The organism is Microcoleus sp. MOSTC5 (assembly GCF_036701825.1).
Classification (GTDB): Bacteria; Cyanobacteriota; Cyanobacteriia; order Cyanobacteriales; family Microcoleaceae; genus Microcoleus; species Microcoleus asticus.
On sequence record NZ_JAUBRK010000021.1, the window covers coordinates 18,175 to 43,227 of the forward strand.

Genomic DNA, 25,053 nt, shown 5'->3' on the forward strand with positions numbered 1-25,053 from the left:
GATTTTAGATTTTAGATTTTAGATTTTAGATTTTAGATTTTAGATTTACTTCACAGATGAATCTGAATCTGGGAGCTTAAACTAGGGTCTAAAATTTTGATCTCTCCACGAGTGTTGCTGTTGGCAAGTATCCGTTTTTGGGGTGAGGAGGCAGCCTCCTGATTCATCCATCGAGAGGAAACCAAAGTCCTAATTACAAACAAGGGCTAATTATGAGCAATTAACCGGACATCATATAAGTGATTGCCTGAGTGATTGCGGCTATCCGCGCAGTGACAGTGTTGGTGGCATTCTTTTATGAGAAACTACAGTTATTTTATAAGAAAAGTTTATCAAACGAGTCGGGCGGAACATTTTTATGCTATTGAAAGATATCGAAGTCTTCCCTATTTGGGCAGTTATTTTATTGTGACTTAAGAACCGAGGGAAAAATTTCAGCCATTTGGCTAATTATTTATTGGCTAATTGGCCGAATTACTAATTCGTTAGTTTGAGTATGCTAAAGTTAGTCAGGTTCAGATATATAGTGCCATCTGTTATCTAATTATCATGCTCAAAATTTTGGTGATTGAAGACGACGAATTAATCCGGGAAACTCTTCTGCAACTCCTGGAATCTCACAGCTACCGGGTCATTGCGGCCGAAAACGGTCGAGCTGGGGTGCAGATGGCACTTTCGGAGATACCTGATTTAATTTTGTGCGATGTCCAGATGCCGGAACTCGACGGTTATGACGTGTTGCGGACTCTGCGGCAAAACTCGCTAGCTGCAACAATTCCATTTATTTTCCTCACGGCTCAAAGTGATAAAACCGATTTTCGTCGGGGGATGGATTTGGGGGCAGACGATTACCTGACAAAACCGTTTACCAAGGCTGAATTGCTGGGAGCGATTGCTTCTCGCGTCTTGAAACGGCAAACTATTACTCAACCGCTGACAGTCGCGCTTCACCAAGCAGAAGCCAGACTCAAAGATTTAGTTAACGACTCGACCAAGGTTACGACTCTATCTCCTGAAAAGTTTGCTCTCGAAGCTTTGCTGCGCCATGCTTTGGCACAAGGTGAGTTTCAGGTATACTATCAGCCCCAGGTGAATATTGCTACCGGCAAAGTTATCGGCGCCGAAGCTTTAGTGCGCTGGCAAAATCCCGATCGAGGAATAATTTCTCCCTGCGAATTTATTCCCTTAGCAGAAGAAACAGGTTTAATTATTCAGATTGGCGAGTGGGTACTGCTTTCAGCTTGCGCTCAAGCCGCTAGTTGGCTGGCTGCGGGGTTTTCGCCCTTTACAATATCAGTAAACTTGTCGGCCCGGCAGTTGTCCGACCCGGAACTCAAGGCGCGAATCGTTCAAATATTGGAAACTACAGGCTTGGAGCCTGCTAATTTAGAATTAGAAATGACCGAAAGCGCTTTGGTAGAAAATGCGACAGTAGCAGGCGCTACTTTAAACCAACTTAAAGCTCTAGGAATTCGGATTGCTATTGACGACTTCGGTACCGGTTACGCTACTTTAGGATATCTCAAGCAATTTGCTTTTGACAGTTTAAAGATCGATCGAATTTTCGTCCGTAATGCCAATGAAGATACTCAAAATGCTGCTATTACTACAGCAGTAATTTTACTGGGTCATAGTTTGAATATGACAGTAATTGCTGAGGGAGTAGAAACAGAAGCAGAACTAGATTTTTTGAAACAACATCAGTGCGATATCATGCAGGGGTATCTGTTCAGCCGCCCCGAACCAGCAGCGATAATTGAAAGTATGTTGGTTGCTGACCCGGGTTTTTTCGCGCAGCCCCCAGCAGCACCTGCTCGCGTTGTCCCTTTTGTACCTGTGTCCGAACCAGAAAAATCTAAAAACCTTTCAATGTCGGCTCTAGGAATAGTTTAAGTATCACCAAGATTTCTGTATAATACAAAAAAATTCTTTTTTTTACCTTGTATTTTATGCATAAAAGTTGAGGTTCTATCATAAAAAGTTGTAGTTTTTTTGGAGAGATGAATTTAAGAAGGAAATTTTAGCCCAACATTCCTTAACTTCTTCCCATTTTATGCGATCGCGCCCGTAATTCGACTATTGGAGCAATTGTGGCGTTTTGAAATTGCGAGCTTTTATCAAGTTCCAGCAGGTAAACTAATTGAAGTTCCTACATTGGGAGCCGCAGTTTCAAGAACTGTCCAACTGGATTTGGTGCAAGCCTTTCATGGAAAGAATATTAGTAGTTGACGACGAAGCAGACTGTCAAATAGTCTTAGCAATGTACCTCGAAAGCCAGGGATACCGGGTTGAATGCGCTAATTCCGGGCTTGAGGCGCTCTCGATTTTTGAGAATGCCCCCCCAGATTTGGTAATTTCAGATGTCATGATGCCGGAAATGGACGGGTTTGAGTTTTGCCGCCGCTTGCGAACTACACGTTTGGGAAAGTTGGTGCCGTTTATATTTTTGTCAGGTCAAGGCGAGATTGAGTCAAAAGTTGAAGGTCACTCGATCGGCGCTGACGATTATCTGGTAAAACCTTTTCATTCTGAAGAAATCTTAGCTAAGGTGAAGGCGCAGTTAGAGCGCTCTCACCGCATTCACGCCGAGATTGTGCGACTCCTTCAAACTTCTACCGCTAGGGCGGTGGAGCCAAAAGTTGTGGCAGTATTGCCAGCACCTGCACCTTTGCCTTTAACACCAGCCGAGGAAAGAGTTTTTTGGGAAGTTATTCAGGGTTATACTAACAAACAAATTAGCGATCGGCTGTTTATTAGCCCCCGAACTGTGCAAGCTCATTTAGGCAGCATTTTCAGCAAATTACAGCTAGAAAATCGGGCTCAGCTTGTGAGATTTGCCCTAGAAAACGGATACAAACCACCGCAAACTTAGCTCAGCTCTGATAATGTCCGGCCAATTACTTACGATATGTCCCAAGAGAACGGAACGAAGTGAAGTTAAGCAATCCCAGGGGCTTAAGATTGCTTGCGTCTGCTGTCGTAAACTTTGCAATGACTGGCATTTAGGCGGACATGATATAAACCTAGGGCGCGCCAGCCAGTCAAAAACTCCCCTAGCTGCCAGATTAATCGCGGCTGACGCACTCAGCGGGCCGATTATTCCAAATTCAAAACACAATAAGGAAAATTAGTTATCACGCAAACCCCCGGCCCCAAATTCGTACCCCGCAAGTTGGCACGTTCCAAATCAGCCTGGCGCACGTTATTAGCCGCATCGATATTTGTACCGCTCAATTGAGCCCTAGGAAGCCGAGTATTTGACAAAATAGCATTCTGCAAATTAGTATCGCGCACATCCGCGAAAGACATATCCGCTCCGCTTAAATTCGCACGGTTTAAATTAACCCTAAACAGCAGCGATCGCCTCAAATCGGCATTCGACAAATTAGCTTGTAACAGATAAGCTTCACCCAGATTCGCATTAAAAAGTTTAGCACCGCGCAAATCAGCACTCGTCAGATTCGCTCGCCCCAAAAAAGCATTAGACAAATCCGCATTTCGCAGATTAGCACCATTCAATTCAGCACCGTACATCTCGGCGTTGATTAAATTAGCGTTAGACAAATTAGCATCACTTAAATCCGCTTCTAACAAATTAGCTTCATAGAGATTTGCTCCGCTTAAATCGGCTCCTCTTAAATTAGCTCTGTACAAGCTAGCCTTGAATAAATCAGCATTTCTCAAGTCACAGCCTTCGCATTCATTACTTTCCAGCAATTGCCTGACATGATCTGGATTTTGAGCTTTAACGGGAGCTGCCAGCCAAAACAAAGCTAAACTTGCCGTTACAGTTGCCAAGATTTTAAGTTTCACAAACAAACCTCACTGCTACTTCGGATTAATTATACTAGCAAACTGTAGAAGTTAAACCCATGTCCTTCTCTCTTTTCTCTTGCTCTGCGTTCTCGGCGCCCTCTGCGGTAAATCCTCAAAAAACTGATTCGCAGCCAAGGATTTAGACCTGCTTGCAGCAAGGCGGGCTTTGCCCGCCCTACTTAACTTAATTAAGCCTCATCTAAAGCAGCAACACCAGGCAATTCCTTACCTTCGAGCAGTTCCAAACTAGCACCGCCACCAGTGGAAATGTGGCTCATTTGTTCGCCTAAATTCAACTGTTCCACAGCCGCCACCGAGTCACCCCCACCGATAATTGTGGTAGTACCAGTTTTAGTAAGTCCAGCCAAAGAATGAGCAATACCTTCAGTTCCAGCAGCAAACTTCTCCATCTCAAACACGCCCATCGGCCCGTTCCAGATTACCGTTTTGCAATCGGCCAAAGCATCTTGGAAAGTTTTTACTGAATCCGGGCCGATATCCAAACCCATCCAACCTTCCGGGATGCTTTCTACAGGAACAGTTTGAGTGTTAGCCGCCGCATCAAACTTATCAGCAACTACCACATCAGTAGGTAACAGAAAAGTAACTCCCCGTTCCTTCGCCTTCTCTTCCAAAGACTTAGCCAATTCCAGCTTGTCATCTTCCACCAAAGACTTGCCAACGTTCAAGCCGCGAGCTTTGTAGAACGTGAAAACCATGCCGCCGCCCAACAGCAGTTTGTCGCACTTTTCGAGCAGTTTTTCAATGACTCCAATCTTGCTAGAAACCTTAGAACCGCCGATAATAGCAGCTAAAGGACGCTGGGGATTGTCGATCGCACTGCCGAGATATTGCAGTTCCTTCTCCATCAAAAATCCAGCCACAGAAGGACTCAGATACTTAGTAACGCCCTCAGTAGAAGCGTGAGCCCGGTGAGCCGTACCAAAAGCATCATTGACATACAAATCAGCCACAGAAGCTAACTTCTTAGCAAATTCTGGGTCGTTTGCCTCCTCCTCTGGGTAGAAGCGCACATTTTCCAGCAAAAGCACATCGCCATCTTGCATCGCCTCGACTGTAGCAGCGACTTCATCGCCGATGCAGTCGTCAGTCTTTTTGACCTCTTTCCCCAACAATTCCGACAGCCGCTTAGCAACCGGAGTCAAGCGCAACTTCTCCGTCACACCCTTGGGACGCCCGAAGTGGCTGCACAAAATGACCTTAGCACCCTTGGACGCTAAATCTTGAATTGTCGGCAGAGCAGCCCGGATGCGAGTATCATCGGTGATACTGCCGTTGTCGAGCGGCACGTTAAAGTCCGCCCGCACCAATACCCGTTTGCCCGATAAGTCCGATGCCGATAAATTTGCTACAGTTTTTTTGGTCACAGGATTAACCTCCTAATATGTGTGTTTTTGTCTAATTCCGTTGAAATGGCGGCACTTGTCACTTGCACTTGGGGCCTCGGACGCATTCAACCGCGTCCGTACAAAAAACGGAAGATGAAACAAACGGCACTGATTGGCTCAACGTAAACATTTTATCGGAGTCCGCGTCCGGGAGATGCGCACTATGTTCAAGACTGTCTTATTTCCTGTCGATCAAAGCCGAGAAGCCCGCGAAGCCGCGGAAAAGGTTGTCAATATTGTGAAAACCTACACTTCTCGTTTAGTTATTCTTTCGGTAGTCGAACCCCCAGCCGAGGAGGGTGCCACCCCACCGTCAGAGGTGATGAGTTCCCCGGAAGCAGTCGCCAAACTGCTGTCTGAGGCCCAATTGATGTTTTCCCAGCAGGGAATCGAAGCTGAAATCATTGAGCGAGAAGGCAAACCGGCTTTCACGATTTGTGATGTGGCTGACGAAATTGGGGCCGATTTGATTGTGATGGGCTGTCGGGGGATGGGTTTAACCGATGATGGGGCGTCTGACAGCGTTACCAATCGGGTGATCAATCTGTCTCCTTGTGCAGTGTTGATTGTGCCTTAAGGAAGGAAGGAAGAAGGAAGAAGGAAGAAGGAAGAAGGAAGAAGGAAGAAGGAAGAAAGAAAACTCTTTCTTATTACTTATTTCCAGTAGTGTAAGTTAGATGCCCAACAGCTTACTTCTGCCATTTTCCTGATTCCCTCCTTCCTTCGTGCCCTTAAATCCGTTACACTCATCCGTTCCCTGATTATTTCTTGATTCTTCCCTCTTCCTTCTTCCTTCTTCCCTCTTCCTTCTTCCCTCTTCCTTCTTCCTTCTTCCTTCTTCCTTCTTCCCTCTTCCTTCTTCCTTCTTCCTTCCTATTATGAAAATTCACTGGTATCCCGGTCACATTGCCAAAGCTGAACGGGCATTAAAAGAACAGTTAAAGCGGGTAGATGTGGTGCTCGAAGTCCGAGATGCCCGCATTCCATTAGCTACTTACCACCCCCAAATGCCGAGTTGGGTGGGCGGCAAGGCGCGAGTATTGGTCATTAACCGCATGGATATGATTGCGCCTCGCGCGCGCGAGGCGTGGGAAACATGGTTTGAGGCCCAGGGGGAAACTGCGTATTTTACTAATGCCGAGCACGGTCAAGGAGTAGACGCTGTGGCGGATGCCGTGCAGAATGCTGGGGTGCAGCTAAATAAAAGAAGGTTCGATCGAGGTATGCTGCCCCGTCCAGTCCGCGCAGTGGTGATGGGCTTTCCAAATGTCGGAAAATCTGCTTTAATTAATCGCCTGTTAGGGCGGAGAGTGGTGGACAGTGCCCGCAGAGCTGGAGTAACTAAATCGCTCCGATGGATTCGCATTTCTGACGAAATTGAATTATTAGACGCCCCCGGAGTGATTCCCACTCGCATTAACAATCAAGAAAATGCCATAAAATTAGCTATTTGCGAAGATATTGGCGAGGCAGCTTACGACAATCAGGTAGTAGCGGCAGCGATGGTAGATTTGCTCCAAGGGCTGGAGGCGGCTGATGAGACGTTGATATCACTATCTGGTTTCAAATCCAGGTATAAATTAGATGCAGCCTCTAGTAATGGTGAAGATTATTTGCACGAGGTAGCAAAAGACAAGTATAAAGGAGATGTCGAACGAACGGCGCGGCAAATGTTAAACGATTTTAGAACGGGTGTGTTGGGTCAGCTTACTTTGGAGTTGCCACCGGCTTGATCGGACTCGTGCCATACAACTAATCAGGAATGGTATTAAAGAGGGATTTGCTGGCGCTACTAATTTGAACTTCGTCTCCTATCTGTAATATTTTTCCGGCTGCTTGACCCGAGACTCGCATACTAACTATCAGTCGATTAAAGTGATTTAAAGACCCTCTCTTTACCAAGTCAGGCATGATTTCCTCCTGCTTGGCTTTTAGTAGATTTTGAAAATTTGTATCGGCTGCTTTCGGGGCATAATATGGCGGACATCGGATACAGGGGTGACCGAGATTAATAGCTTCAAATATTACAGTCCCTATTTTCAACGTCACTAATTCATTGGCTTCTGGGAAAAGTTGGTCTTCCCAAAAAGCCGGGACATCTCCTATTTCAATATTAGCTCGCAAGCGATGGCGCATTTCGTTAACGGAAACTCTCGGAAACCAAGATGCAACTTCGGCAATTGTTTCGGTACTTATTATGCTTGGCCCGGGCGCAGCGGTATCGTCGGGAAAGCCTGTCAGCAAGTTTTCCATTAACTTGACGGGGAAACCGAAGTAGTTGCTCAACCAATATTCTATCCCTGGGCGTTCTCTATCTACATGAAAAAAAATTTCTTGTTCGGTGTCTTGTATTTTCAGACCGGCCATTCTCTTTTGGATGTCAAAGGATAAGCGCAGAAAATGGACTCCGCTGTTGCGCTTAGTGTTAACAAGTTCTCCTGCTTCATCGCAGATTGCAAAAGAGCGATCGCCTTCTAGAGCTCCGCTGGCAAGAATAGTTGCTTGACTGACAGCTATGCCGTCAAGGGACTTGACCGGATAGATATGGATACTGGCGACGTAAGACATTTCGATCCATTGATAAATAATTGTAGTTTTACAATAGTCCCGACTGTTTTTAGTTCGTAGTCTGAAACCAGCGATTTTCCGTTGGTAGCGAACTTGCCGAATCGCCTTGAAACCCTTTTTCTACGGTTGGCAATCAAAAACTGTCCGAAGTATTGGTTTGAGATACATTTTAGCATCCCCTGCCTGCAGAAGGATGACCGCAGTTGCCTTTAGGAAATAAAATCTGAAATAGAAAGGGGCAAATTTTTGGAATTTTTAAGTTTAAATTTTGCTGTAGCTACTTGTAAAAAAAAAGTAAAGAAATAGGGTTCAGCTTGTGGTATATCTTATGCTATAAAACACCCAAAATTAAACCGAGTTGCAATCAATGACAGAAAGCGGAAGAAGAGGTATGATTTCGCGACGCAATTTAATGTTGAAGGCTGGTACAGGGATGCTGGCGGCAAGCTTTGCACCAGTGCTTTTGCAAGCTCAACCCGCAAAGGCAGAAGCAATCTCTGACATTACTCCCGACGGTGCTCTCAAGAAATTGATGGAGGGGAATCAACGCTACATTGAGCAAAAACGGACATTTCCCGACCAAGCTCGATCGCGAATTGTAGAAGTAGCAGAGGGTCAACATCCGTTTGCAACCATCCTGGCTTGTTCTGATTCGCGGGTTGCGCCCGAAATTATTTTCGACCAAGGATTAGGGGATTTGTTTGATATCCGAGTAGCTGGAAATTTTCTCGACGATGTGGTTCTCGGCAATATGGAATATGCCGCAGTAGAATTAGGCGTGCCGCTATTAGTAATTCTGGGTCACGAACGCTGCGGTGCTGTTAAAGCAGCTTTAGATGGCAAAGCTGTGCCGGGTCACATTAGCACTTTGGTGGCGGCGATTAAACCCGCAGTTGATACCACAAAAGGTGTCCAAGGCGATGCCTGGGATAACGCAGTCAGAGCTAATGTGAAAATCAATGTAAATAAGTTACAATCCTCGTCGCCTATTTTAGCTGAAGCAGTCAAAGCGGGCAAGCTTAAAGTTGTTGGGGGCCGCTACGATTTGGATAGCGGCAAAGTAGAGATAATTGCTTGATTTTGCTGGTGGCATCTCATATCTTGGGATATTTTTTAAAGAACAGGCTTTCCGGCCTGTTCCACAATCCGAGAATTTGATTGTGGGGTGGGCATCCTGCCCGCCCATAAAAGCCATAATTTCAGTTACATTAAACCCATTTCTTGCAGTCCCCGGCGCAGGCGTTCTGCTTCAAAGGGGCGGCGCTGTTCGTGAAGGGCGATCGCTCTTTTGAATTCGGCTAAACTCTCTGGCATTTTGCCAATTTTCAGCAGCGCTACTGCCAAGTTTTGATGAGCTTCGGCGTGTTCGGGAGCGATTTTAATGGCTTGTCGGTAATAGGCGATCGCATCTGCTAAATTTCCGGCTGCCTTCAGCGTCAGTCCTAAATTGTAGTGACCTGTGGCAAAACTGGGGTCAATTTTTAAAGCTGCTTTGTAAGCTTTTTCAGCCGATTTCAAATCTCCTTCATCTTTGAGCAAATTGCCCAAGTTATTGTAAGCGCCCAACTTGAGCGCCGGAATCACATCTGTATTAATTGCCGCTTGATAGTGTTCTTTGGCTTTAACAAATTGCTGCTGCTGGCGATAAGCAATTCCCAAATGATAGTTAAGTTCGTAAACAATAGAATCATCAATTGCCGCAGCAGCCAAGCCCCTAGTTAATAAATCTATTCCCCGCCCAATTTGCCCTATTTCTACATACAAAGCGCCTAATTTGCTACAAGCATAAGCATCGTTTGGATAATAAGCGATGTAGCGTTCCATTGCTGCTTGAGCTTTTTGGAATTTACTTTTTGCTGCGATCGCATCTTTTTGATAACCAGAGTGCCAAATCGCCACATTGGGGAGAGAAGCTATTTTCCATGTTGGTTCCCTGTGCAAAATCTCAGCCACGCTGTCGTCTACCATTGCGTGGTAAGGGCGAGAGAATCGGATGTCGGGGCGATTGCGAAACAATCGAGACACTAGGGAATAGGGAGATTGAGAGGCACCGATTTCTTGGCGGATGAGATTTATTAGGAGCAGCCGATCGCTCTGAATGCCCTCCTTAATTTGAGGTAAAATCTGCGGTACCAAAACCTCGTCGGCATCCAACACCAAAATCCAGTCGCCCTGGGCGTGCTTCAGACACTCGTTGCGCGCCGCTGCGAAGTCGTCGCACCATTCAAAGTCATAAACCCTCGCGCCATATCCTCGGGCAATTTCACGGGTGCGATCGCCCGATCCCGTATCCACCACCACTATTTCGTCCACAACACCCTTAACGCTGTCCAAAGTCCGCGACAGTGTTGCCTCTTCATTCTTCACAATCATGCACAGAGTCAGATCCATCGGGCGCAAACTTTCCTCGTTTCACAAAATTATTGTAATTTTTTTACCAGTAAAACACAAAAAGTCCCAGAAAAAATTCTCCTATTTCCTTTTTGCCTTGAGCATAAGTACCTTTCTTCCCTCGAAAAAGTGGGTTAACTCTTTTGAGGTATTAAAAAGCCTCAAACTCGGACGATTCCTCAGAAATCCTACCACTTTCGATTCTTCCCTACGGTAGAGGTAAGGACGGGAGAGCAGTTGTTATTCTAAGAACATAAGACAGAGAACGAAAAAAGTTAAGCATTCAGGAGAAACGGAAATGGGAATTATTGCTTGGATTGTTTTAGGACTGATTGCCGGTGCGATCGCCAAAGCCATTTATCCGGGAACTCAAGGCGGCGGTTTTCTGGCCACAACAGGTTTAGGAATTGTGGGTGCGCTAGTAGGAGGTTATCTAGGTCAAGTCTTGCTCGGGACGAGCGGGGGAGCTTCCTTCGGAGTAATATCTCTACCCAGCATAGCTTTTGCAGTTGTAGGTGCGATCGTGGTACTTTTCATCTGGGGATTGTTAACTCAGCGTGCTGCATAACAAATATTGCCAATTCCCAGTCGATCGACTTTTAGGGTATTCATAAACCCGGTTTCTAGAAGAAACCGGGTTTTTCAGTGGTTTGTAGGGTGCTTCAGCCTACTCATACCAAATCCGCGTTAAAAACCGCGATCGGACTCAGCATTTGAAACCGATCGAGAGTCAAACTTTCGCCAGAGATCGCATCTTGGACCATTCTCAAGAACAGGCAAGATGCCTGTTCCACAAAGACCGAGTTTTGTTGTGGGGCGGGCAGGAGAGCCCGCCCGCAAAAGGCTTATTGAGAATGGTGCAAAATCTCAGTGCGAGCAGAGGGGGACTGAAGAATAAAGGGGTAAAAATCCCGGATTTGGTATCAATTAATTAATCAATCCGCAAATTGAAAGGCAAGCGAACATAAATCCCCTGCGGGTCGTTCATCGACCCGATCGCAGCCAATTCATCCTGCATTTTTTTAACTTCAGCAGTCAGTGGGTCGAGTTTGGTGGCTGGTTTCAAAACGCGAACGCCTGAAAGTCTTTCCAAAATTCGCTCCTCGAAACTGCGGCGTTTTGGATATTCTTCCAACTGCCAATTGTCGCCGAGTTTAGCTTGCTTAGCCGCCTCTTTGACAGCATCTTCAAGGCCGCCAATTTCATCGACTAAGCCCAACTGTTTCGCAGCCGTACCAGACCACACTCTGCCTTGAGCAATTTCTTGTACCTTGTTTTTCGGCAGTTTGCGGGAGTCGGCGACTTTAGTAATAAATCGATCGTAAATGCGATCGACTATTCTCTGAATATTCGCCAATTCTTGAGGATTTTTCGGGCGGGAAACCGTGTTAGTATCCGCAAAGCGGCCGGTTTTCACAACGTCCCAAGTCAGGCCGTTGTTAGCAGCCAACTTTTGGGCGTTGAACAGCATTCCAAAAACGCCGATAGAACCCGTAATCGTATTCGGTTCGGCAAAAATGCGGCTGGAACCCATCGCAATCCAATAGCCGCCGGAAGCTGCTAAATTGCCCATCGAAACGATAACTGGTTTCTTTTTGCCCGTCAGCATAACTTCGCGCCCGATGACTTCGGCCGCCGTCGCGCTGCCTCCGGGACTGTTGACTCGCAAAACTACTGCTTTTACGTCGTCATCTTCTCTGATTTTCCGCATTTCTAGAGCGATGCGATCGCCTCCTACTTGAGTCGGGCCCCCTTCCCCGTCTACAATCTCTCCCTCGGCGTAAAGTATAGCAATTTGGTTTTTCTTGTCAGCGCGAGTTGAGTTTTTATCGTCAGCAATTCTGGCGTAGTTTTTCAAACTAATTTGCTTGAAAGATTTGTGTTCGCGATCGGTTCCTGTCAGTTTTTTAAGTTCGCTCGCAATTTCGTCAAAGTATACAACTTTATCAACTAACTTGCTTTTGAGGGCTTCGTCAGCCATCAAGGTTCCGCCCTTATCTGCAACCGCTTGCAGTTGGGGAACGGTCACTTTACGGTTCGGCCCGACAGTTTTCAGGTATTCTCCCCACATATCTCCGAGCAACTTTTGAGTTTGCTGGCGATTTTCGGGACTCATTTTTGTGAGCAAAAACGGCTCAACGGCTGACTTGTATTTGCCGACACGAGTCACTTGAACTCCCAAACCGTATTTCTCCAAAGCACCGGTGAAAAACATTGCCTGACTGCTAAAACCGTTGAGTTCCAAAGCCCCGTAAGGATTGATTGCAATTGTATTAGCAACGGAACCGAGGTAATAATCTCGCTCGCTCCAGTCCATCTGGTAAGCAAAAATGGGTTTTTTGGCATCTCGGAAACGCTGCAATGCCGATCGAACTTCTTTGAGATTGGCAAACCCGCTGCTGCTCGAATCCGAGCTGCCTTCGAGATAAATGCCAACTATTTTCGGGTCTTTCTTCGCAGATTCGATCGCGTCTAAAACAGTCCGCAGCGTCACTGTATCGCCGGAATCTTCCGAAAGCACTTCTTCAATCGCCGCGCCAGTGCTGCGGCTCGGTTTGCTGTCGGTGATATTTAAAGAAAGGTCTAATACCAATACAGACTTATCTTTAACTTGCGGGCCTGAATCTTTAGACGACGATGCCGCCAGACCAATTAGCAGTACCAGTCCCCCTAATCCTATGCTGCCCAGCAGCAACAATCCGAGGAAGGTTCCCAGCAAACTTGCACAGGTATATTTTAGGAAATCTTTCATTAGATAATTGGTAATTGGTAATTGGTAATTGGTAATTGGTAATTAGTAATTGGTAATTGTAATTGGTAATTGGTAATTGGTAATTGTAATTGGTAGCAACTCACAAATAACAAATAACAACTCACCACTGCCAACTGCCAACTGCCAACTGCCAACTGACTCACTTTTATCTTAACCTTTCCAAAACCCCAGAATATTTTAACTCATCCAAGTTAGCGCAGCCCGTACAGAACATCACGGTGGCGATTTCTGCAATTAAAACCTCAGCTAGAAGGCCTGCGGCTGATTCCGATTCCGCTGCGGCTTCTAGAAACGGCCGCGCCAGTCCCGCAATATCCGCGCCGAGGGCGAGAGCCTTCGCTGCATCCAACCCATTCTGCAAGCCTCCAGAGGCAATCAGAGGAACATCCGGCGCTACGGCGCGGGTGCTGACAATGCACTCGGCTGTCGGTATTCCCCAGTCGGCAAAGGTTGCGCCCAACCTGCGCTGCTTGCTATCTTTAGCTCGCTTTCCTTCTATTTTTGCCCAAGAAGTGCCTCCGGCCCCGGCAATGTCGATCGCACCTACCCCCGCGGCGAGCAATTTCTTTGCCATCTTCCCTGAAATACCGTTGCCGACTTCTTTAGCAATAACTGGTACTGGTAATTTATCGCACAATTTGGCTATTTTATCTAGGAGTCCTTTAAAGTTAGTATCGCCTTCGGTTTGAACGCACTCTTGCAGCGGATTTAGATGCAAAATTAGGGCATCTGCTTCGATAATATCAACAAGTTTTTGGCACTCTTCCCAACCGTAACTGTAGTTTAATTGAACTGCTCCGATATTGGCAAATAGCAGAATATCTGGAGCGCGGCGCCGGACGGCAAATGTAGGAGCTAGTTGAGGTTTTTCTACGATGATTCGCTGGGAACCAACTCCCATTGCCAGTTTGTATTCTTGAGCAACATCGGCGAGGCGATAATTGATTGTCTGGGCTAATTCTGTGCCGCCGGTCATTGAGGAAATTAGCAGGGGAACGGCTAGTTTTTTGCCGAGAAATGTGGAGGTTAAATCGATTTCAGTGCGATCGAGTTCTGGCAAACAGCAGTGAGCAAAACGGTAGCGTTCAAGGCCGCTGGTAGTTTCGCGAAATTGTACGTCTTCTTCGAGGCAGATCCGCAGGTGGTCTGCTTTGCGGGTTTCGGTTTGCGACGGGGAGGTTAGCGGCAAGTTCACAGTAGCTATTTGGGGAAAGATTTGTGATTTGGGAATATAGCAATTTTATTTCATTTTTGAATTTTTTAATGAACCGCAGAGGGCGCAGAGGAAAAGAAAAGAGATATGTTCGCAAATTCTGCAATGGTTGCTGTATTATCCAGGAACGGTCAGCGCCTTTCCATTATCTGAAGGTTTCAACTTCAGCAAAAAAGGAACTGCTTTTTGCACCCATGCTTTGACTGACGTGTAACTTGCCGCATTTTCTCCGAAAGAAATTTCCAGCATATCCGTATGAATTATCCCCGGATTCAAAGGAACCGCCGCCATACCTCCGGGCAATTCTTGAGCGAGCGATCGCGTAAGTCCTTCTATCGCCCACTTAGAAGCGCAATAGGGCGCAACTTCCGGCGAAGTTGACCTTCCCCAACCAGAACTCAAGTTGACAATTATGCCGCTTTTTCGAGCAATCATTGCCGGGACAAAATGGCGAATTACATTAGCAGTACCTTTAATATTAACATCAATTACCTGCGAAAATTCTTCGTTACTAACATTCCAAAGAGGGGCGAGATGATTAGTTACACCTGCATTGTTAATTAGCAAATCTGGGGGCGAGTAGTTGGCCAGTATTTCTGTGGCCCAAGCTTTTACGCGATCGTCGTTGGCGACATCCAAACAAGTAAAATTGTGGGGCGAACTATATTTTTGGTTGAGCTTTTCCACTGCTTCGGAAGAACGGGCGCATCCCAAAACTGTATGTCCCAATTCAATAAACTTTTCGGTCAGGGCAAGACCAAGACCGCGACTGACTCCGGTAATTACAATTAATTTTGTCATAGATTTGCTGAATTTTGAGATTAAGTAATACAATACATATTTACTGGTCTGTTGACAAATCGATCGCAGGGGGAAAGCATGAAAGTAAAAGCAGCAGTTGCTCGCAGTGCCGGCAAACCTTTGAGCATTGAAACGGTTGATCTAGATGGGCCGCAGGCTGGAGAGGTGTTGGTGGAAATTAAAGCCACTGGTGTTTGTCACACTGACGCTTACACTCTTTCTGGCGCCGATCCTGAAGGTTTGTTTCCTGCTATCTTAGGCCACGAGGGAGCCGGGATAGTCGCAGAAGTTGGGGCGGGAGTAACGAGTGTCAAAGTGGGCGATCGAGTAATTCCTCTCTACACTCCCGAATGCCGCAACTGCGAATATTGTTTGAGCGGCAAAACTAATCTCTGTCAAGCAATTCGCGTGACTCAAGGTCAGGGAGTGATGCCCGACGGCACGAGCAGGTTTTCTATAGACGGACAGAAACTTTACCATTACATGGGAACTTCTACCTTCGCCAATTATACAGTATTGCCGGAAATTGCAGTAGCAAAAATTCGCGAAGATGCTCCTTTTGATAAAGTTTGTTTGATCGGTTGCGGCGTAACAACTGGCATCGGCGCTGTCATAAATACTGCGAAAGTAGAGCCTGGTTCTAATGTGGTAGTTTTCGGTTTGGGCGGCGTGGGTTTGAATGTAATTCAAGCGGCTCGAATGGTAGGAGCTAACATGATTGTCGGCGTAGACATGAATCCCAACAAGCGAGAGATGGCGGAAAAATTCGGCATGACTCACTTTGTCAATCCCCGCGAAGTGGAAGGCGATTTAGTGCCTTATTTGGTAGATTTAACCAAAGGCGGAGCTGATTACAGTTTTGAATGTATCGGCAACATTAATGTGATGCGTCAAGCTTTGGAATGTTGCCACAAAGGTTGGGGCGTGAGCGTAATAGTCGGGGTAGCGGGAGCAGGTCAAGAAATTAGCACCCGCCCGTTTCAGCTAGTAACTGGCAGAGTCTGGAAAGGTACGGCTTTCGGGGGGGCAAAAGGCAGAACTGATGTTCCTAAGATTGTTGATTGGTACATGGACGGTAAAATTGATATTGATAGTTTGGTATCTCGGGTAATGCCGATCGAACAAATTAACGAAGCTTTTGATTTAATGCACAAAGGCGAAGTAATTCGCACAGTTTTGACTTTTTGAAGGAAGAAGTTCGGCAACGGATGTAATACAGATTAATTCCCAATTTCCAATTATGCTCTCTGAATCCCTAAAACTGCAAAAAGAATATAAAAGTTTCGGCGGCCAACTAGGCTTTTACAGTCATCAATCCTCCGCTTGCAACAGCGAGATGAAATTCGCGGTTTATCAGCCGCCGCAAGCTTTATCTCAACCCGTACCAGTTTTGTATTTCCTATCAGGTTTAACCTGCACGGAAGAGAACTTTATGGCAAAAGCGGGGGCGCAGCAATTTGCGGCAAAATATGGGTTAATGCTGGTTGCGCCCGACACTAGCCCGCGCAATACTGGTATTCCTGGGGAAGATGACGATTGGGATTTAGGAAGTGGTGCAGGTTTTTATGTTGATGCGACAGCCACACCTTGGAATTCTCACTATCGAATGTACAGTTATGTGGTTGATGAATTGCCGAATTTAATCGCCGAAAATTTTCCAGCGCTACCGGAAAAACAGGGAATTTTCGGTCATTCGATGGGCGGACACGGGGCGTTAATTTGCGCTTTGAAAAATGGCTCGCGCTATCTTTCGGTTTCCGCTTTTGCGCCTATTTCCGCGCCAATGCGCTGCCCTTGGGGACAAAAAGCTTTTGCAAACTACCTCGGCAGCGACCAAGAGATTTGGAGGGCTTGGGATGCTAGCGAATTGGTTGTGGCAGCACCATATAACCGCCCGATTCTGATTGACTGCGGGACGGCTGATTCGTTTCTTACTGACGGGCAGTTGTTGCCGGAAGTGTTCGCGGAAGCTTGTGCAAAAGCGGGACAGCCGCTAACTTTAAGGATGCAGGAAGGTTACGATCACAGCTATTATTTTATAGCTAGTTTTATGGAGGAGCACATTCGGCATCACGCTGCTGTTTTGTGCGGGTAGTTCCTAGCAGGAAGCAGGCAAGATGCCTGCTCCACAACAACTGGTTCTTAGGCTCTGCCTGGGAACCGATATCCAGAGGCTCTGCCTCGAATGGCTGCCATTAAATGTGGAGGCAGAGCCTCCCGATCTGCTTTACCAGGCTCTGCCTGGTAACGAGTGAACTCGCTTCTACGACAGGTATTTTCGGTTAATTAAGATCGATCGGAAATACCCAGTCTTTATACTTGCTGTCGCGATTTTCGATAATCCCGGTTAGTTTGTCCAAAATCTTTTCGGTGATGGGTCGGTTTTTGGACAATTGATAGTTTTCTACTCGGTTAATTGGCGTAATTTTGGCTGCGGTTCCGCAGAGGAAAATTTCGTCTGCAATCAACAGTTCCGATCTATCAACGGGTCTTTCTGTGACTTCAATTCCTAAGTCTCTGGCGATAGTTATAACGCTGTCTCTGGTAATTCCTTCGAGAATATCTTGCTCGAAACCGGGAGTAATTAATTTACCGTTTCTGGCGACAAATATGTTCATTCCTGAAGCTTCGCTGACTTTTCCCTGAGTGTTCATCATAATTGCTTCGTCGAAGCCGGATTCTACTGCTTCTGTTTTGGCTAAAGCTGAGGTGATGTAAGCGCCGCTAATTTTACCTCTTAAGGGCAAACTGCGGTCTTCTTGGCGGTACCAAGAGCTAATTCTACAGTTGACTCCTTGTTTGGGCAAATAGTCTGAGAGTTCTAATCCGTAAACAAAAAAGTCGGTTTCTACGTTGTGCAGTCGGGGGGCAATTCCCAAACTGGATGTGTAGACGAAAGGGCGGATATAAAATGATTTTGTTGGCTGGTTTTTATGGACAAAATCAATGATTATTTGTTGGATTTTGCTAGCTGGCAAATCGCAGTGGAGGAAGCTGGCACTTTGACTTAATCTTTGACAGTGGCGGTCTAATCTAAATAGCAAGATTCGATCGGCATTTTGGGGGTCGGGAATTCCCCGCAACCCGCCTAAAACTCCGGTTCCGTAGTGCAGTGCGTGGGTGGCTATGGAAATTTTGGCGTCGGTAAATGGGAGAAATTGGTTTTGAAAGTAGGCAATTGGCAGAAAACTATCCATGATTCAAGCTGGCGATGAGTTTTGCAGTCCGCGAGGAATGGTGAATTTGGTTATATTACCATAAGTTATACCATTTTAGATTTGAGATTAAAGAATTGAAGAATTGGAAATGACTGATTCGATATAATTTTGGATCGCGCACAGTTGCATTGTTTTTTTAACTGGGATTATTATCTGGTTATATCTATTTATAAAATAATATCAAGAGCGGTCTGTTTGGTTGATAATTGTTTTGAGGAAAAGTGCGATCGACTACAAACAAAAATCAACTAAAGGGCAACTATGGCACGCAAATGTTTCATCATTGAAATGGGGATGGGTATAGACCAGCACGGGCAGGAACCGACTGTAGCCTGTGCAAGGGCTGTACGGAATGCGATCGCCAATAATGCTCTCCTAGGCGTCTGGGAAGTGGCAGGTTTGAGCGACCCCAATCAGATGATTGTTGAGGTTAAGGTGGCAGTTCCTTACCCGGAACAAGTGCGCGCCGAAGAGGTGTTGGCCGTACTCCCTTTCGGCAGCAAAACTCTGATTGTGGAACAAGGGGGCATGATTGTGGCAGGCAGGGCGATCGCCTCTCTGAATGATAAAAATGATGAAATGCTAATCGCTGTGGCGGCTGTGAGTGTTTTTGTGGACACTCAGGATTAACTAATTTTTTGTTGTTTGAATAAATCGCCCGATCGCACTTCTTTGTTTCCGCGATCGGGTGATCGTACGCCTGTCTGTTAAAAAATGATTAATTTAGACTATCTTGTAGAGTACCCCGGAGAGTTCGCATGAAATACGGTATAAAATCTGAGGGTTTGAGGCATCTTACAATAGGTCTGTTGCACGCTAAGGTTTATTTGCGCCTACCTACTTAATTTTGAAGTTTTAATTGATAATTTTTAATTTCTCAGGCGGCCGGGTATGTAAGCAATCCAGCAAAACCCTACGATTAATAACAGCCAGGTTGCTGTAATATTGTTGCCCAACAAGCTGCGGAGAAAATCTTCCATTGTTCTCAAAAATTATAGGGTTTAAAAGAATTTATTGCTCTTCCCTCTCGGAACACAAAAGGTAGAGTCCGATAGCCTAAAACGCGATCGGACTCTACCTCTTCTACTTCATATTATGGCTGGCTGGTATCTGCCAACATTTGGTTAACCATTTGCAAGTGCGCCTGAAGGTTCGGCAACTTCTGGGTAGCCCAAGCCTTCAACTCGGGATCTTGTCCCTGTTGAGATTGAGCCTGAAACAGAGCAATAGCCTGATTGTGGCTGTCGATCATCGCCTGCTTGTAAGCAGTGTCAAAACTTCTACCGGAGAGTCCCGAAAATCGATCGGTCAAAGCTTTGTTCTGGCTGCTCATTTCGGTTGGCAGTTCTACGCCTTTTTGCATTGCTAACTGCATCAGTTCTTGATTTGCCTGCGTGTGTTCATCAACCATTTCTTGGCCGTACTGTTTCACACCAGCACTAGAACCGCGCTGCACTGCCAATCTGCCGAGCTGCACTTCCAGCATACCAGTTTGAGCTGCTTGCATAACAAATGTTCTGTCTCTGCTGCTGAGAGAATTAGGCGAAGTTTCGCCACCTCTTGGACTGTTGGGAGAACGGCCCGGATTGTTGTTGCTGGGGGTATTTGGACTGTTGGGAGAACGGCCCGGATTGTTGTTGCTGGGGGTATTTGGGCCGTTGGGAGAACTACCGTCGGGACTGTTGTTGCTGGGGGTATTTGGACTGTTGGGAGAACGGCCGGGATTGTTGTTGCTGGGGGTATTTGGACTGTTGGGAGAACCACCGCCGGGACTGTTATTGTTGTTGGGATCGCTAACAGGAGAGTCAGGAGGATTAAGATTGTTGGAATCGTTTTGAGCAAGATCGAAAACTCGATCGCCCGACTGGCTCAAGCCGTGAGTCTGGCGGTTTAATTCTGCGAATCCGGGCACAGCTATCAAGGAACTAACGCCGGCAATTCCGGCAACAGTAACCAATTTTTTGAACAAAGTTTTGCGATTGAGTGAAGTCATGAATTTCTAAGCCTCTAAGTTTTCAAAATTACGTAAAGCGAAGCTATCGGGTAGGGAATCGCCCGAAACTAGCGAGGAGACTGTGTACTGCCTTTCCGAAACAAGTTGATCAAACCAAACGCGCCCAAGGCTCCCAGCCACCCCAAATTGTTGGGGCTCTCGCGCCGAGCACTCAAAACTCCAGAATTAGTATCAGCCGGCGTCGATGTATTACCGGTTGTACCCGTTGTACCCGTTGTACCAGTGCCACTCGTACCGGTTGTACCCGTTGTGTCTGTACCGGTTGTACCAGTTGTACCCGTTGTGTCTGTACCTGTTGTACCGCTTGTACCCGTACCTGTCGTACCTGTTGTACCGCTTGTACCCGTTGTACCGGTTGTACCCGTTGTGTCCGTACCGGTTGTACCGCTTGTACCCGTACCTGTCGTACCGCTTGTACCCGTTGTGTCCGTACCTGTCGTACCGGTTGTACCCGTTGTGCCACTTGTACCAGTTGAACCGGTTGTACCCGTTGTGTCCGTACCTGTCGTACCGCTTGTACCGCTTGTACCGGTTGTACCCGTTGTACCCGTACCTGTCGTACCGGTTGTACCGCTTGTACCCGTGCCACTCGTACCCGTTGTATCCGTGCCAGTCGTACCCGTTGTACCCGTTGTACCCGTTGTATCCGTGCCAGTCGTACCCGTGCCAGTCGTACCAGTCGTACCGCTTGTACCCGTACCAGTCGTACCGCTTGTACCGCTTGTACCCGTACCAGTCGTACCGCTTGTACCGCTTGTACCCGTTGTACCCGTTGTACCCGTTGTACCCGTTGTACCCGTTGTACCCGTTGTACCCGTTGTGTCCGTGCCACTCAAACCGCTTGTACCGCTTGTACCCGTGCCAGTTGTACCCGTTGTACCCGTGCCAGTCGTACCCGTACCGGTTGTACCCGTGCCAGTCGTACCTGTGGTACCGCTTGTGCCAGTCGTACCTGTGGTACCGCTTGTGCCAGTACCGCTTGTCCCAGTACCGCCTCCAGTACCGCCGCCAGCACCGCCACCAGCACCGCCGCCTCCCGACTGGGCTGAAGCAGGCACTGCTAACGAAACCGTTGCTAAACCTAAAGTACAAGCGCTTGCTAAAACAACTTTCAACAACTTAGAAGATTTCATGGTAATGCTTGCTTTTGTGTAGAGTCCTGCGATCGCTTGTGATGCCAAAACCGCAGGGTCAAATTGACAGCGTAACGTGCAACTTTTCTAACCTGTGCTGCGGGATAATGAAGGTAATGGAGCCAATTTAGTCCCGTTTCCTCGATTATTTTTCCCTGATACATTAGACCGCAGCGTTAATAGTTTATAAGCTATTACGTATCGTTCAAGTGCGCCATTCATCTTTAGGAACATTTGGCAAAATGGCGTTTTATTTCAGGTGGTAGATGATATCTGATTGGGCGGCCGACTAGCTAAATCAAAACTTGCACGCGGGGGATATAAACCGGGTTTATCTGAAAAATTTTGGGTTGAGTAACGAGACATATACCAATCAAGCGGGTTTCTCAGACAAGCGCCCGGCTCTTCCTATAAATTTTCCCCGGCTGCTGGTGCTTTGAGGCAGAAATTCTTGATTTTCTCTCCGTCAATTTTGGCTTAGCGCTCCGCCAGATGAGTTAGTTTAAAATTTTTTTGCTCGCTATTTTTCCTTAACTTGCTGCTGGCAATTTGGGCACTCGCAGAATACCGCTCAAACTTTCCCAGGAAACTAAATTATCTCAAAAAGCCCGATCTACCGCTGATAGTCCCAGACGGCCTACAACCCTGCAACAGCAAAGCTTTTGACTGGCCTTTGAGTTGCGTAAAACAGGAATGCGAACTGAGGGATATCCGAGTCGAACCCGGGCGACATTAAATTAACCAGCGGCGGCGCACTCGTCAGAATAGCTTGTGAGTGCGATCGGGCAAACTCTGATATAGTAAAGCCAAAACTATGCCAGAGAGCGCTTGTTCTCTAACACATTTTCCAAGGAGACATCAACTATGCTGCATCGAATTCTTGCCCGAAGTCGCTATCTAATGTTAATCGCTGTATTAGGCTGTTTTGCAGCCTCTGTGACGCTTTTAATCTACGGTGCCCTGGAAACCGTCATTACCATCGGCTACACAGCTACAGCATCCGTTTCCAGCGAAAACTCGAAACAACTGATTCTGTCTTGCATCGAAGTTGTAGATTTGTTTCTCCTCGCCACAGTATTTTACATTACTGCACTCGGACTTTACGAGCTGTTTATTGACGAGCGCATCAAAGTACCACACTGGCTGGAGATTCACACAATCGACGACCTAAAAACCAAACTCACTAGCGTGATTGTAGTAGTGTTGAGTGTATTGTTTCTCTCTGAGGTAGTTAAATGGAACGGCGCGACAAACATCTTTCCCTTGGGAGCGGGTATCGCTTTAGTAATCGCTGCGCTGACGTATTTTCTAAATTCGCAAGTAAAAAAGCCGAAGTCAGATTAATGGCTGTTTGAGCAGGGAAATTAGCCAAATCCCGCTGAACCAGCAACGGCAATCTAATTGCATTATTACCTCACAATAAAGTTAATGTTACATCTGCCTTCGGACTGATAAAAATGCAATTTTAAACTTGCTTTTAGAGAGAGGAGGTAGTTGCTTCGAGTATATAAGATAGAATTTATGTTTGATAATAGGAAACCATTATGCCAGAACAACAATTTGATACCCTACCTTCAGAAGCACAAGAACTACCCGAAGGAGCGCAGCATATTTTTCAGGCTGCTTTTAAGAGCGCTAGCGAAGATGGAATGAGCCAAGATGCTGCTACTCGCGTGGCTTGGAACAGCGTAAAATCTGAATATGTTCAAGGCGAAGGTGGCACGTGGCATCACAAGGGCGACGATACTAACCAAACTCGCAAATCTGTACAGTCTGGTGGCAATTAGTTATCAGCCATTAGTAATATCGTGTCCGCTAACATAACCCCTATATGCGGTGTAGTGAGGGCTTCCTTCCTCAATTTTTGATGAGAACGAAGAGTCCTCACTACCAACCAATTGCAGTGACGTTATTCTAGCGGGCATGATATCATCAGTCATTAGTAAAGCAGTCATCACTTGTGGTTAATGCTTTACGTTGATAGCTGTGGGAATCGCGGTCGTACAGAAGTTAATGCAGGGTGTTAATCGGCTGGGGCATATCCCATTGCAATTCCGCTAAAACGAGCAAGCTAAATACCATTACGGCTCCCGTAAATAGGAAATACCAACCGCCCGTGTGAGGCAAAATTAAAATCCCCAACACGTGAAATAAACTGGTAGCTAAAAGCGCGCGCGATCGCACTTCCCATCCCGTCCAAAAATAGCCGATTCCGCTCATTCCAAACCACAGGGGACAGAGATTCGCCAACACTTTTCCCCAGCTCAATAAAATGGTCTAGTCGGTTAGCAGCAATGCTAATAACATCAGTATTACCCAACCGTAAAGCACCCAAGTCAGGCCTTATATTTTAACCCAATAGTATGTCATGCTTACCATTGCTGCTGTACCTACGAGGCTGAGTGTTGACCGCAAACCTACTTGCAGCATCCAACTCACAGGAAAAAATTGTGCTGTGCCGAAGATGGGTATTAAGAGCAAGATCCACAGCAGGCAAGCTAGAGCGAGGCAAGTATAAAATTTTGAATAAAATAGATATTTGCTAAGGGGAAACTGAAGGTGCCAAAGCCCTTCTCAATCCTAAACGGCGTTAATTTGTTTGGGTCGTAGAGGTAAAACTGAATAATTTAAGAAGGTTATGTTTGACAAGATTAAAATTAATAATTAGTGGCTCATTTACCTACTCTTTTAAGAGTAATCGATATTAAGATAATTGCTATCTGCCAAACGGATTAATTTTGTAAATTTGACGATATATCGGCAGTAAGAGTTATTTAATTGCAATGTAAAACCGGAAGAGTTCGATTATAAAAATTTAGAAAATAGCTCTTGCGACAGATTGCTGGAATATTAATTATTCGATACTTTGAAAATAGTCAACTTTGTTACAGAATTTATGCTCACTTCATCCCATCCTCTGAAACAGGTATTCCACTGCCCGGAAGAATCTGATTTTTACGCGCACTGCTTGGAAACTTTAGTGTTAAATGCCAGCGACAATTCTCGACTTATCGTAGAGTTTGGTTCAGGAGAGGGAAGTCCTGTTATTAAGTCTTTGCTGAGAACTGATTTTGATGGCACAATACAGGGATTTGAGCTAAATAATGTAGCTTGGAAAATTGCTCAGTCTCAAATTAAGGAATATGAACTGAGCGAAAAATACACCGTCAACAATTGCTCTTTTTTTGATTCGCCTTTATACCAGTCGGCGGATTGTGTAATCTCAAATCCGCCTTACTTGCCAGCGGTGGATGATAAGATTTACCAGCCGCTGTTGCACGGCGGGAGTGATGGTTCTACAATTGCTAAGAAACTTTTATCCTTGGGCTGCGATGAAGTTTTGCTGATGGTTTCTAGCTATTCTAATCCTGTGGGTTTGATCGATTATGCCTTGGATCGAGGCTACTCGGTTGCAAATTTTGAGATTGCACCTTTAACTTTTGGCTATTATAGTTCGGAACCCAAGGTGAAAAGCGCGATCGCCAGTCTGCGAGAACAGGGCATGGCTTTTTATTCGGAAAATATCTATCTGCTGGCTGGAGTTTTGTTTAAGAAACAGGAAAAGTCGCAAAGAGATTTGTCGATCGAGCTAATTCAGTTAATGACAGCATTTTAAAATACATCGCTGGTAGGGTGCCTCTGAGATGTTGCACCATTGTCAGCAACAGGCAAGATGCCTGTTCCACAAGAAATACACTCTTTGTGGAACAGGCATCT

General features: G+C 46.1%; 25 protein-coding genes. 12 read left to right on the forward strand and 13 right to left on the reverse strand.

Annotated features, from left to right (window positions below; all coding sequences use genetic code 11):
- The first annotated feature begins 549 nt into the window (after nucleotides 1–549).
- The gene (locus QUA54_RS13555) at nucleotides 550–1,893 is read left to right on the forward strand and encodes an EAL domain-containing response regulator (protein WP_333415043.1); all 1,344 of its coding nucleotides are present in this window, start codon (nucleotides 550–552) and stop codon (nucleotides 1,891–1,893) included.
- Nucleotides 1,894–2,140: 247 nt separating this feature from the next.
- Complete coding sequence (locus QUA54_RS13560) at nucleotides 2,141–2,872, forward strand: response regulator transcription factor (RefSeq protein ID WP_445301555.1); 732 nt, start codon at nucleotides 2,141–2,143, stop codon at nucleotides 2,870–2,872.
- A 224-nt stretch (nucleotides 2,873–3,096) separates the two neighbouring features.
- On the opposite strand, the gene QUA54_RS13565 is transcribed toward QUA54_RS13560, so the two are convergent.
- A complete protein-coding gene (locus QUA54_RS13565) occupies nucleotides 3,097–3,813 on the reverse strand; it encodes a pentapeptide repeat-containing protein (RefSeq protein WP_172187799.1) in 717 nt (238 codons plus the stop codon).
- Between the two features lie 191 nt (nucleotides 3,814–4,004).
- Entirely contained in the window at nucleotides 4,005–5,204 is a 1,200-nt protein-coding gene (locus tag QUA54_RS13570) for a phosphoglycerate kinase (protein WP_333189066.1), read from the reverse strand.
- A 184-nt stretch (nucleotides 5,205–5,388) separates the two neighbouring features.
- Here QUA54_RS13570 and QUA54_RS13575 point away from each other — a divergent pair, with 184 nt between their 5' ends.
- On the forward strand, nucleotides 5,389–5,802 hold the full coding sequence (locus QUA54_RS13575; RefSeq protein WP_172187804.1) for a universal stress protein: 414 nt from the start codon (nucleotides 5,389–5,391) through the stop codon (nucleotides 5,800–5,802).
- Between the two features lie 184 nt (nucleotides 5,803–5,986).
- Here the strand turns inward: QUA54_RS13575 and QUA54_RS13580 are convergent, their stop codons facing one another.
- The gene (locus QUA54_RS13580; protein WP_333415044.1) at nucleotides 5,987–6,115 is read right to left on the reverse strand and encodes a hypothetical protein; all 129 of its coding nucleotides are present in this window, start codon (nucleotides 6,113–6,115) and stop codon (nucleotides 5,987–5,989) included.
- On the opposite strand from QUA54_RS13580, the gene ylqF reads away from it, so the two are divergent.
- Nucleotides 6,104–6,958 carry a ribosome biogenesis GTPase YlqF gene (gene ylqF, locus QUA54_RS13585; protein ID WP_172187808.1) on the forward strand — a complete coding sequence of 285 codons (855 nt, stop codon included), beginning with the start codon at nucleotides 6,104–6,106 and terminating at the stop codon, nucleotides 6,956–6,958. The two genes, QUA54_RS13580 and ylqF, sit on opposite strands and share 12 nt — an antisense overlap.
- A 19-nt stretch (nucleotides 6,959–6,977) precedes the next feature.
- Here the strand turns inward: ylqF and QUA54_RS13590 are convergent, their stop codons facing one another.
- On the reverse strand, nucleotides 6,978–7,793 hold the full coding sequence (locus QUA54_RS13590) for an MOSC N-terminal beta barrel domain-containing protein (RefSeq protein ID WP_333415045.1): 816 nt from the start codon (nucleotides 7,791–7,793) through the stop codon (nucleotides 6,978–6,980).
- 367 nt (nucleotides 7,794–8,160) lie between these two features.
- Between QUA54_RS13590 and QUA54_RS13595 the strand changes: the two genes are divergently transcribed.
- A complete protein-coding gene (locus QUA54_RS13595; protein WP_333415046.1) occupies nucleotides 8,161–8,871 on the forward strand; it encodes a carbonic anhydrase in 711 nt (236 codons plus the stop codon).
- 125 nt (nucleotides 8,872–8,996) lie between these two features.
- Here the strand turns inward: QUA54_RS13595 and QUA54_RS13600 are convergent, their stop codons facing one another.
- Complete coding sequence (locus QUA54_RS13600) at nucleotides 8,997–10,184, reverse strand: glycosyltransferase (protein WP_333415047.1); 1,188 nt, start codon at nucleotides 10,182–10,184, stop codon at nucleotides 8,997–8,999.
- Nucleotides 10,185–10,482: 298 nt separating this feature from the next.
- Here QUA54_RS13600 and QUA54_RS13605 point away from each other — a divergent pair, with 298 nt between their 5' ends.
- A complete protein-coding gene (locus QUA54_RS13605; protein ID WP_172187816.1) occupies nucleotides 10,483–10,752 on the forward strand; it encodes a GlsB/YeaQ/YmgE family stress response membrane protein in 270 nt (89 codons plus the stop codon).
- 363 nt (nucleotides 10,753–11,115) lie between these two features.
- Here the strand turns inward: QUA54_RS13605 and sppA are convergent, their stop codons facing one another.
- The 4 genes from sppA to QUA54_RS13625 all read right to left on the reverse strand — a co-directional run bounded on the left by sppA (nucleotide 11,116) and on the right by QUA54_RS13625 (nucleotide 14,971).
- Nucleotides 11,116–12,936: a signal peptide peptidase SppA gene (gene sppA, locus QUA54_RS13610; protein WP_333415048.1), complete on the reverse strand. Its 1,821-nt coding sequence runs from the start codon at nucleotides 12,934–12,936 to the stop codon at nucleotides 11,116–11,118.
- On the reverse strand, nucleotides 12,936–13,100 hold the full coding sequence (locus QUA54_RS13615) for a hypothetical protein (protein ID WP_333189074.1): 165 nt from the start codon (nucleotides 13,098–13,100) through the stop codon (nucleotides 12,936–12,938). Before QUA54_RS13615 ends, sppA begins: the two co-directional genes overlap by 1 nt.
- A gap of 2 nt (nucleotides 13,101–13,102) precedes the next feature.
- A complete protein-coding gene (gene fni / locus QUA54_RS13620; protein ID WP_333415049.1) occupies nucleotides 13,103–14,152 on the reverse strand; it encodes a type 2 isopentenyl-diphosphate Delta-isomerase in 1,050 nt (349 codons plus the stop codon).
- 135 nt (nucleotides 14,153–14,287) lie between these two features.
- A complete protein-coding gene (locus tag QUA54_RS13625) occupies nucleotides 14,288–14,971 on the reverse strand; it encodes an SDR family NAD(P)-dependent oxidoreductase (protein WP_333415050.1) in 684 nt (227 codons plus the stop codon).
- A 78-nt stretch (nucleotides 14,972–15,049) separates the two neighbouring features.
- Here QUA54_RS13625 and QUA54_RS13630 point away from each other — a divergent pair, with 78 nt between their 5' ends.
- Together QUA54_RS13630 and fghA are read left to right on the forward strand one after the other, a co-directional pair.
- Nucleotides 15,050–16,159, forward strand: coding sequence for an S-(hydroxymethyl)glutathione dehydrogenase/class III alcohol dehydrogenase (locus QUA54_RS13630; protein ID WP_333199114.1), 1,110 nt, complete (start codon nucleotides 15,050–15,052; stop codon nucleotides 16,157–16,159).
- A gap of 52 nt (nucleotides 16,160–16,211) precedes the next feature.
- A complete protein-coding gene (gene fghA / locus QUA54_RS13635; protein WP_333415051.1) occupies nucleotides 16,212–17,066 on the forward strand; it encodes an S-formylglutathione hydrolase in 855 nt (284 codons plus the stop codon).
- 187 nt (nucleotides 17,067–17,253) lie between these two features.
- Here the strand turns inward: fghA and QUA54_RS13640 are convergent, their stop codons facing one another.
- Nucleotides 17,254–18,168 carry a branched-chain amino acid transaminase gene (locus tag QUA54_RS13640; RefSeq protein ID WP_333415052.1) on the reverse strand — a complete coding sequence of 305 codons (915 nt, stop codon included), beginning with the start codon at nucleotides 18,166–18,168 and terminating at the stop codon, nucleotides 17,254–17,256.
- Nucleotides 18,169–18,450: 282 nt separating this feature from the next.
- Between QUA54_RS13640 and QUA54_RS13645 the strand changes: the two genes are divergently transcribed.
- Entirely contained in the window at nucleotides 18,451–18,819 is a 369-nt protein-coding gene (locus QUA54_RS13645; protein ID WP_333189080.1) for a Lin0512 family protein, read from the forward strand.
- A gap of 463 nt (nucleotides 18,820–19,282) precedes the next feature.
- Here the strand turns inward: QUA54_RS13645 and QUA54_RS13650 are convergent, their stop codons facing one another.
- Both QUA54_RS13650 and QUA54_RS13655 read right to left on the reverse strand, forming a co-directional pair.
- Nucleotides 19,283–20,182, reverse strand: a complete 900-nt coding sequence (locus QUA54_RS13650; RefSeq protein ID WP_333415053.1) for a DUF4142 domain-containing protein — start codon at nucleotides 20,180–20,182, stop codon at nucleotides 19,283–19,285.
- Between the two features lie 68 nt (nucleotides 20,183–20,250).
- The gene (locus QUA54_RS13655) at nucleotides 20,251–21,336 is read right to left on the reverse strand and encodes a hypothetical protein (RefSeq protein WP_333415054.1); all 1,086 of its coding nucleotides are present in this window, start codon (nucleotides 21,334–21,336) and stop codon (nucleotides 20,251–20,253) included.
- Between the two features lie 864 nt (nucleotides 21,337–22,200).
- Here QUA54_RS13655 and QUA54_RS13660 point away from each other — a divergent pair.
- Nucleotides 22,201–22,680 (forward strand): YqhA family protein, encoded by a 480-nt coding sequence (locus tag QUA54_RS13660; protein WP_333415055.1) that lies wholly within the window; start codon nucleotides 22,201–22,203, stop codon nucleotides 22,678–22,680.
- Between the two features lie 200 nt (nucleotides 22,681–22,880).
- Entirely contained in the window at nucleotides 22,881–23,123 is a 243-nt protein-coding gene (locus QUA54_RS13665; protein ID WP_333189083.1) for a ChaB family protein, read from the forward strand.
- A 223-nt stretch (nucleotides 23,124–23,346) separates the two neighbouring features.
- Here the strand turns inward: QUA54_RS13665 and QUA54_RS13670 are convergent, their stop codons facing one another.
- A complete protein-coding gene (locus QUA54_RS13670) occupies nucleotides 23,347–23,604 on the reverse strand; it encodes a hypothetical protein (protein WP_333415056.1) in 258 nt (85 codons plus the stop codon).
- A gap of 628 nt (nucleotides 23,605–24,232) precedes the next feature.
- On the opposite strand from QUA54_RS13670, the gene QUA54_RS13675 reads away from it, so the two are divergent.
- A complete protein-coding gene (locus QUA54_RS13675) occupies nucleotides 24,233–24,952 on the forward strand; it encodes an SAM-dependent methyltransferase (protein ID WP_333415057.1) in 720 nt (239 codons plus the stop codon).
- Nucleotides 24,953–25,053 lie beyond the last annotated feature (101 nt).